This window comes from Streptomyces sp. NPDC015032 (genome assembly GCF_043080425.1).
Taxonomy (GTDB): domain Bacteria; phylum Actinomycetota; class Actinomycetes; order Streptomycetales; family Streptomycetaceae; genus Streptomyces.
On the sequence record NZ_JBIBVN010000030.1, the window covers coordinates 69,606 to 78,050 of the forward strand.

Here is an 8,445-nt window from a genome sequence, read left to right on the forward strand (position 1 = left end):
AGTTTCAGATCAATGTCGGTACAGGCACCGGCAGGCCCGGTGGCAGCAGACCCTGGGCACGCAGGGCGAGCCACATTTCCTCGGGGACGGGGTGGCTGATCATCGCGGTGGCGTCCGTCACCTCGGCGGGGCTGCGTGCCCCGAGCAGCACACCGGCGACAGCCGGGTGCCCCAGCGGGAATTGCAGGGCGGCTGCCCGCAGTGGAACCCCGAAGGTCTCGCACAGCGTGCGCAGAGCCAGCGCCCGCTCCAGCAGGTGTGCCGGGGCCGGTGCGTAGTCGAAGGTCGCACCCGGCCGGGGATCGGCGAGGAGGCCGGAGTTGAACACCCCGCCGGCCAGCACGGACACTCCGCGTTGCGCCGCCAGCGGCAGCAGTGCGGCCAGAGCGCTCTGGTCGAGGAGGGAGTAGCGGCCGGCCAGCAGGACCACATCGATGTCGGTGTCGCGGACGAAGCGTGTCGGCATCGCGGTCTGGTTCATGCCGACGCCGATCGCGCCGACCGTGCCCTCCGCACGCATCCGCTCCAGCTCGGGGTAGGCGCAGTCGAAGGCCTCGCGCTCGTGTCCGTCCGGGTCGTGCAGGTAGACGGTGTCCACGCGGTCGAGGCCGAGCCGGGTGAGGCTCTCCTCGACGCTGGTGCGTACACCGCGGGCGCTGAAGTCCCACACCCGTTCGTGGGTGGCCGGGACGGCGAAGCCGTTCGCCAGGTCGTCGCCGGGCAGTCCGGCGCGTGCGCGCAGCAGGCGGCCGACTTTGGTGGACAGCGTGAACTGCGGACGTGGCCGGGTGCGCAGTGCGTCTCCCAGTCGACGCTCGGACAGACCGAGTCCGTAGTGCGGAGCGGTGTCGAATGCGCGGATGCCGCAGGCCCAGGCTGCCTCGATGGTGGCGGCCGCGTCCTCGTCACTGACCGGGTGGAACAGGTTGCCCAACGCGGCGGCGCCCAGGGTGAGTTGACCGACCCGTGTGGTGGTGCGCATGACTTCAGGTGTGCCTCTCGTTCGGGACCCGGTCGCACGGCATGGGACCACCGGGGCGGGGGATTGCGCGGACCCGCCCCGGTGCCGGCCGGTCAACCCTTCGTTGCTCCTCCTGTGAGGCCCTTGACGAACTGCTTCTGGAAGGCCAGATAGAAGACGAGGATGGGCAGTGTCGCCAGGAACATGAAGGCGAAGACCGAGCCGAAGTCCGCCTGGTGTTCGCCGATGGCACGGTAGATGCCGACGGTCACCGTGGTGCCTGCCGCCGGACCCAGGACGATCAGCGGATTGAGGAAGTCGTTCCAGATCCAGACGCCGAGGAAGATCACCACGCTGGCCGACGCCGGCCGCATCAGCGGGAAGACCACCTGCCAGAAGGCGCGGAACGCTCCGGCGCCGTCGATCGCCGCGGCTTCTTCGAGCTCTCGGGGGATCGTCTTGGCGAAGCCCGCGAAGACGAACACCCCGAACGGCATGTAGTAGCCGACGTACGCCAGGACCAGTCCGGGCACGCTGCTCATCAGCCCCAGCGTGCGCAGGACTTCGGTGGTCGGGGTGAGGATCACCGCGGGCGGCACCATGAGACCGCAGAGCAGGACGACCATGATGACCTTGGACAGGACGCCGGTCGACCGGGCCAGGTAGTGGCCGAGCATGGCGGAGATCGCGGTGATGACGAGGATGGAGATCACGGTGACCTCCGTGCTGTTGACCAGCCCATACCAGAAGAGGTGGTCCGGGCGCGACAGCACGCTCTGGATGTTGTCCAGGGTCGGCGGGACCGGGAGGCCGACCGGGTTCGACACGATCGCCGAACCCTCCTTGAACACGTTGACCAGCACGAGGTAGATCGGCAGGAAGAACAGCAGGCCGGCGAGGAGCGCGATGACCGGGCGTATCCACGCCCTTCTTCCACCCCTGTTCATGCTCGCGTCCAGGCCCGCGTCCGTCTTCGTCTTCGTGTTCGTGCTCATGCGGACACCTCGCGTTTCTGCAGCCACCCGAGCGCGATCACGGAGACGGTCGCGACCAGGATCAGCATCGCCACGGCCATCGCGGAGGCGTAGCCGACGTGGTTGCCGTTGAACGCGGTCTGGATCACCTGGAAGGCGAGGGTGGATGTGGTGCCGGGGCCGGGGCCGCCGTTGGTGAGCACCTGGATCTGGTCGTAGGCCTTGAATCCGCCGATCAGTGACATGACCGTATTGATGGTGACGGCGGGTGCCAGCATCGGCCAGGTGACATGGCGGAACCGCATCAGTGGTCCGCAGCCGTCGATGGCCGCCGCTTCGTGCAACTCCTGCGGGATTCCCTGCAGTCCGGCCAGGTAGATCACCACGCAGAAGCCGAGCCCCTGCCAGGCGATGACCCACGAGACCGTGTAGAGGGCGAGGCTCGGATCGGAGAGCCAGCCCGGCGGATGGCTCACGCCCAGCTGTCGCAGCATGGAGTTGAGCAGGCCGTCGTCGACGAGGATCGTCTGCCAGATGACGCTGACCACCACGGCGCTCAGCACGACCGGCACGAAGAACACGCTGCGCAGAGCGTTGTACAGCCAGCCGCGCCGGTCGAGCAGCAGGGCGATCGCCAGGCCGCCGGCGTTGGTCACCAGCGTCACGATCACGGTGATGACGACGGTGTTCTGCAGTGCTTTGAGGAAATCGCCGTCGGAGAACAGGCCCGTGAGGTTGGACAGGCCCACCCACTGGGTCGGCGGGTTGAAGGGGTTCTTGTTGGTGAGGCTGTAGCCGGCGGTCATACCGATCGGCACCAGGACGAGGGCCAGGTAGGCGAGCAGTCCGGGAGCCGCGAAGAGGGCGAAGCGGCCCGCTCCGCCGTTCGGGCGGAAGCGCCGGGACGGTCGCGACGGCCGCCGCGCGGGGGTGTCCGGTGGCCGGACTGCTGCCTTGTCCTTCGCCGCGGGCGCGGCAGCGGAACCCTCCGGTCGGGTCAGGGTACGTATGCGCATTATCGGGTGGCCTTGTCCCACTGCTCGTCCATGTAGGCACCGAACTGGCCGGCTGTCATGCGGCCGCCGAGGAGATTCTGGACGCCGGCCGCTGCCTTGTCGGCCAGGCCGGGCGGCAGGGAGCCGTCACCGGTCTCCTGGGAGAACGAGTTGACGATCCCGTCGTCCTTCTGGGCCTGCCGATACGCCGCCACGGTCTTCTTGTAGACGGGGCCCATGGTGCTGGGCGGGCTGTAGCCCTTGATGTCGATGATGAGCCCGTCGGCCTTGACGGCGGCGTCCAGGTTCTTCTGGTCCTCCATGAAGGCCTTGGTCCACTTCTTGGCCAGGGGAACATCGGACGACTTGGAGCTCACCGTCATCCCGCCGCCGAGGACACCCGGGAGTGCCGGGGCCCCCTTGTCTGTGGGCCACGCGAAGACGCCCGTGTCGAAGTCCGGCTTCTGCGTGTCGGCCGAGGCGGAGAACCAGCTGCCCATCGGATACATCGCGCCCTTACCGTCACGGAAGGCCTGTTCGGTGTCCGCGTAGGAGCGGGAAAGGCCGGCGCGGTCGATGTATCCCTGGTCCGCGAGGCCGGCGACCTTCTGGGCGGCGGCGACGAACGCCGGGTCGGCGAACTTGACCTTGCCCTTGGCGCGTTGGGAGAGCCAGTCCGGCGTCTTCTTGTAGACGTCGGTGGCAACCGTGCAGATCAGCGGGAACATGTCGGCCCAGGAGTCCTTGCCGCCACCGCCGACCACGAAGGGGTTGATGCCCTTCTTCTTCAACTTGGCGCTGTCGTCGAGCAGTTCGCCGTACGTGCGGGGCGGTGTGTCGATGCCGGCCGCCGCGAAGTCCTTCTTGTTGTAGTAAACGAGCGTCGTCTGGGCGGAGTAGGGCAGCTGGTAGACCTTGCCGTCGTAGGTGTTGGCACGGGGGTTCTCGTACGGCGCGAGTTCCTTGTCCGTCCACGGCGCCAGCTTGCCCGCCTCGGCGAATCCGGCGGGGTTCAGGCCGATCATGACGTCCGGGAACTGGCCCGTGCTGTCGAGCTGCTTCGCGTACCCGGTGCGGTCGGCGCTGGGCGATACGAGCTTCTTGATCGTCACCCCGGGCACCTTCGCCGAGGCGCGGGCGATCGCGGCGTCCCAGTACTTCGCGTCCAGGTTGGGCGTTTCGAAGGTGAGGAAGGTCAAGGTGACCTTGTCGCCGTTGCCTGTGGACGCACTCGAACCGGAACTGCCGGCCGTGCACCCGGCCAGGAGGAGGGCACCTGCGAGGGCGGCGGTTCTTGTGAGTATCGGATTGCGCGTCATGTTCAACTTCCCCTACCCGTCGTTGTCCGGGGGCGGTACCGAGTCGCTGTCTTGTTCGTACCGAGACGAGAGAGGGAATCCCGCTGCCGACCGTCCACCGAATCCGTCACATGGTTCAGACTCTTCCCAGAGTCCTGCTGCTCTCGAGGGCGACCGCTTCCCCTCAGCGTTCGCCCGTCAGGGCACCTTGGGGGTATGGAAGTCCGCGCGCGACGGCATGTCAAGAGATGAGAAGGAGTTATTACCTCAACCGAGGCCGCAATAGATCTGATACATGTCCGTAGGGTTCGCCGGATCCTGCGGATTCGCTTCACAGGAACGAGGCACGTCGGTGGTGTGGTGCACGACCCCGGCACGCTTCGACCGCCCCGTCGCCCCGTCGCCCCGTCGCCCGGTCGTTTCCGGTGTGGGCGGCGGGGCGGGGAGGCGGGGGTACTGCCGATCGAGGCTGTCGTCCGCGGTCACGCCCTGTCCGGGCCGGCGGGAACGGCGGGAGCGGCAAAGATGCGATTGCGGATCTCTCGCTGGACCTGGAGTTCCGTCGTGTCGATATGGCGGGCCATGAGGGCGGCGGCCTTTTCCTGCTCACCGGCCCCGATCGCTTCCAGGATCGCCAGGTGCTGCTCCGCGGCTCCGGCGAGTGATCCCGGTGCCGAGTCGGCCAGGGCCACGATGGTGACCTGTCGCTGCAGCTGCTGGATCGCGTCGACCAGACTGGAGAGGAACGCGTTCCCCGCTGCCGCGCCGATCGCCTGATGGAACTCCGCATCGGCCCGGCCGAACGACTCGTGGTCGTCGCGCTCGGCGGCCTCCGTCGAGCGCCGCGCCGCCTCGCGGATCGCCCTGAGCTGAACCGGAGTGGCCCGCGCGGCCGCGAGCCCGCTGGTCTCGGCCTCGGTGAAGCGCCGGAACTCGAACAGTTCGCCGACGCGGCTCGGGTCGGTCGGCAGGAACCGGGAGAACGTGTCGGACCACAGGTCGTTCCTGGGGTGCGCCACGAAAATGCCGCGCCCCTTCTCCACCGAAAGCCTCCCGAGGGCCGAGAGGATCTTGACGCCCTCTCGCACCACCGTCCTGCTCATGTCCACTTCGGCCGCCAGGTCCTTCTCCGTCGGCAGCCGGTCGCCGGGCCCCATCCCCTGCCGGGCGACGTACTCCAGGATGCGCTCCGCCGCGACCTCGTAGCCGGGGCGGTAGGGAGCCGCCTCCGTCTCCGTCTCCGATGCCGCGGACGCGGGCCGGGAAGATCTAGTCATGCTGCTCCATGTATCCGATGCATGCCGTCACGAAATGCCAAGTGCTGGGCCCCCAAGATACCTCCCGAGCCGTCCGTTCAGGGTGCTCGGACCGCCCCACGGAGCACCCGCACCATCGGGAATAGATCCGAACTAAGCCTTGACGGTCCCTTCCGTGCCGTGCACGCTAGACCGCACTTGTGCTGCGGTAGTTACACAGGAGAAGGAAGCGCACTTCCCCGCACGGGCAGGCCTACGGGCTCTCCGGCTCACGGCCGTCCGCCGATCCCGCTCCCCGGAACAGCGCGAACCATCTCCGCTGAAGAATACGAACTATCCAGGTGACCTCGTTCGTCGCTCGACGTTTGCCGGCCTTGCGCCCCTCTGTGCTGTTCACGGGCAGTTGATCAGCGATCCCGCGCGTCATCGAGAGTCACTTCACCTAGGAGGACATGTGGACAGGCGTCGCTTTCTGGTTGCCAGCGGCTTGAGTTCGGCCACGGCCGTAGCCATGGCCGCCGGACCCGCACATGCCGCGCGAACGGCCAGGACCAGGACGTCCCCGTCGCTGAGGATCGAGGCGGGCTTCCTGTCGGTGGGCATCAGCGACTCCGGGTACGTGGACAGCCTGGTGGACCTGCGTGACGGCACCGACCACCTGGCGAAGGACACCCCCGTGCCGCTGGTCAGCGTGGTGGCCGACGGCAAGCGCGTGGTTCCCACGAAGGTGCGGGTCGTGTCGCGTGACCGGGCGCAGCACCGGCAGGTCCTGGAGTTCGTCGGCGAGAGCGTGACGATCCAGGTGGAGGCCGTCGGGTTTCCCACGCATTCCACACTTGAAGTCGTCGGCCTGACGGCCGCCTCGGGTGTGGATGTGCAGACGCTGCTGTGGGGTCCGCTGCCGACGACGCTCGGCGACACCATCGGCGAGACGGCCGGTGTGGTCGCCAACTCCGATTTCGTCATGGGGGTCCGGCCGCTGAACGACAAGACGGTGGGCGGGTGGCCGAACGAGCATCTGGCGTACGGGTTCGGTCCCGATCTCGTCTGGAATCCGTACGGGCTCCAGACCGGCGCGAAGGACGAGTGGCTGGCGAGCAACGTCGCCGCGAAGACCACGTGGGGCAGCGTCCTGCGCGCCACTGCCTACGACTACAGCAAGGTACGGGTCCGGCAGCGCACCAACGGTTACGAGATCCCGCTCGGCCCGCTGCCCGCGCCCGAGGGCCGGATCGTCGGGTCGAAGATCGCCCTGTTCGGCAGTGCGCCGGATCTCGCCCTGACCGTGCTCAGCCAGATCGCCAAGGAGCACGACCAGGCGTACCCCACCCTGGACGGCCAGTGGCAGAAGGTGGCCCAGCGCACCTCGCAGACCCACTTCTGGGTCCACGACCTCAACACGGGCAACGTCACAGCGGCCGCCGAGCTCGCCGCGCAGGCCGGGGTGCGGAACATCTACGCGATCAGCGGCAACGGGCCGTGGGTGTCGCACGGGCACTACCAGTTCAACGGCTCCTTCGGCGGATCGGACGCGGCGGCCGCCCAGTTGGTGGCGGCAGCGGCGAAGGAGGGCATCGAGGTCGGGGTGCACACCCTGTCCACCTTCATCGACGCCAACGACCCGTACATGAAGGCGCCGGCCGATCCACGGCTCGCGGTGGGCGGATCCGCCCGGCTCACCCGCCCGCTGGCCGGGGCGGACACCGCGCTGTACGTGGATGCCGACGGCCTGCTGGCCTCCGGCGTCGACGGTCAACGGCTGCGCATCGGCGACGAGTTCATCACCTATGGTTCCGTCACCAAGGTCAGCAACACCGAGTGGCAGGTCGGCGGCCTGAGCCGGGCACAGTGGTCCTCGGCCGCCAAGGACTACCCGGCCGGCACCACCGTCGCCCGGCTCATCCAGAACGGCTACGGCGGCGCCCTGGCCAGTCTGCCGATCACCGACGAGATCGCGACCCGGCTGGCCACCGCCTACAACACCAGCGGTGTCCACGCCACGTCCTACGACGGGCTTGAAGGCACCGGCTACAACGGCTGGGGCGGCTACGGCTTCGCACGGCTCGTCAACGGCGTCCACCGGCAGGTCACCACCAAGAACTTCATCACCGAGTGCAGCAACCTCGCGTCGAACACCTGGGACGCCCAGTCCAGGGCGAGCTGGGGTGAGATCGGCCCCACGAGCTACGCCCAGATCATCCGCAGCAACACCTTCTACCGGGCGAACTACCTGCCCGGGATGATGGGCCAGCAGGGGCTCTCGGGCGGCGACACCCTGCAGAAGATCGAGGACACGCTGGCGCACGCGGCCTCCCTCGACGCCGGCATCAACTTCGAGACCAGTGTGAACAGCCTCCAGTCCGGGCAGAACACCGCCGTGCTGCTCGCCGCCCTCCGGATGTGGGAGTCCGCACGCGCAGCCGGTGCGTTCACTGCCGAGCAGAAGAAGCAGCTGGCCGTCGCGAGCAGGCACTGGCACCTGAGCGAGGTCACGCCGGACGCCGAGTGGACGCTGCAGGAGATGGACACGTCCGGTCAGCCGATCGGTGACCCGCAGTCGATCAAGGCCCCGAAGCCGGGCTTCGCCACGTCGGAGCCGACGGACGCCCGGGTCGGAAAGCTGTACGCCTTCAAGGTGACCTCGACGACTCCGCGGACCATCCGCTACGAGGTCACCGACGGCCGCCTCCCGCGCGGCCTGACCCTCAACCAGGACACCGGTGGCATCACCGGAATCCCGACCGCCGTCGGCACCAGCAAGTTCACCATCACCGCGACGAACGGCGGGATCATCTCCGACGCCAAGGTCACCTACAAGGTGACGACGCGGCCGTGACCGCTGCCGTGGGGGGGGCCCCCCCCGGGGGGGGGGGGGGGGGGGGCGGGGGGGCCCCCCGGGGCCGCCCCGGCCCCCCCCCCCCCCCCCGCCCCGCCGGTAACGGGAAAAGGGGGGGGGTGTGA

General features: G+C 68.4%; 6 protein-coding genes. 1 reads left to right on the forward strand and 5 read right to left on the reverse strand.

Going from position 1 to position 8,445, the window contains the following annotated elements; genetic code table 11:
* Positions 1-4 precede the first annotated feature (4 nt).
* The 5 genes from ACF08M_RS31120 to ACF08M_RS31140 all read right to left on the reverse strand — a co-directional run bounded on the left by ACF08M_RS31120 (position 5) and on the right by ACF08M_RS31140 (position 5,505).
* On the reverse strand, positions 5-982 hold the full coding sequence (locus ACF08M_RS31120) for an aldo/keto reductase (RefSeq protein WP_392188597.1): 978 nt from the start codon (positions 980-982) through the stop codon (positions 5-7).
* Positions 983-1,074: 92 nt separating this feature from the next.
* Positions 1,075-1,908, reverse strand: a complete 834-nt coding sequence (locus ACF08M_RS31125; RefSeq protein ID WP_392188610.1) for a carbohydrate ABC transporter permease — start codon at positions 1,906-1,908, stop codon at positions 1,075-1,077.
* Positions 1,909-1,952: 44 nt separating this feature from the next.
* Complete coding sequence (locus ACF08M_RS31130) at positions 1,953-2,951, reverse strand: carbohydrate ABC transporter permease (protein WP_392188598.1); 999 nt, start codon at positions 2,949-2,951, stop codon at positions 1,953-1,955.
* Positions 2,951-4,249, reverse strand: coding sequence for an ABC transporter substrate-binding protein (locus tag ACF08M_RS31135; RefSeq protein WP_392188599.1), 1,299 nt, complete (start codon positions 4,247-4,249; stop codon positions 2,951-2,953). The genes ACF08M_RS31130 and ACF08M_RS31135 overlap by 1 nt, the downstream gene beginning before the upstream one ends.
* A gap of 461 nt (positions 4,250-4,710) precedes the next feature.
* Entirely contained in the window at positions 4,711-5,505 is a 795-nt protein-coding gene (locus tag ACF08M_RS31140; protein ID WP_392188600.1) for a FadR/GntR family transcriptional regulator, read from the reverse strand.
* A 490-nt stretch (positions 5,506-5,995) separates the two neighbouring features.
* Here ACF08M_RS31140 and ACF08M_RS31145 point away from each other — a divergent pair, with 490 nt between their 5' ends.
* Positions 5,996-8,320: an Ig domain-containing protein gene (locus tag ACF08M_RS31145; RefSeq protein WP_392188601.1), complete on the forward strand. Its 2,325-nt coding sequence runs from the start codon at positions 5,996-5,998 to the stop codon at positions 8,318-8,320.
* Positions 8,321-8,445: the final 125 nt, after the last annotated feature.

Excerpts from the sequence above, each read along its gene's own strand:
- ACF08M_RS31120 (WP_392188597.1), bottom strand. The coding sequence starts at position 982 with ATGCGCACCACCACACGGGTCGGTCAACTCACCCTGGGCGCCGCCGCG.
- ACF08M_RS31125 (WP_392188610.1), bottom strand. The coding sequence starts at position 1,908 with ATGAACAGGGGTGGAAGAAGGGCGTGGATACGCCCGGTCATCGCGCTC.
- ACF08M_RS31130 (WP_392188598.1), bottom strand. The coding sequence starts at position 2,951 with ATGCGCATACGTACCCTGACCCGACCGGAGGGTTCCGCTGCCGCGCCC.
- ACF08M_RS31135 (WP_392188599.1), bottom strand. The coding sequence starts at position 4,249 with ATGACGCGCAATCCGATACTCACAAGAACCGCCGCCCTCGCAGGTGCC.
- ACF08M_RS31140 (WP_392188600.1), bottom strand. The coding sequence starts at position 5,505 with ATGACTAGATCTTCCCGGCCCGCGTCCGCGGCATCGGAGACGGAGACG.
- ACF08M_RS31145 (WP_392188601.1), top strand. The coding sequence starts at position 5,996 with ATGGCCGCCGGACCCGCACATGCCGCGCGAACGGCCAGGACCAGGACG.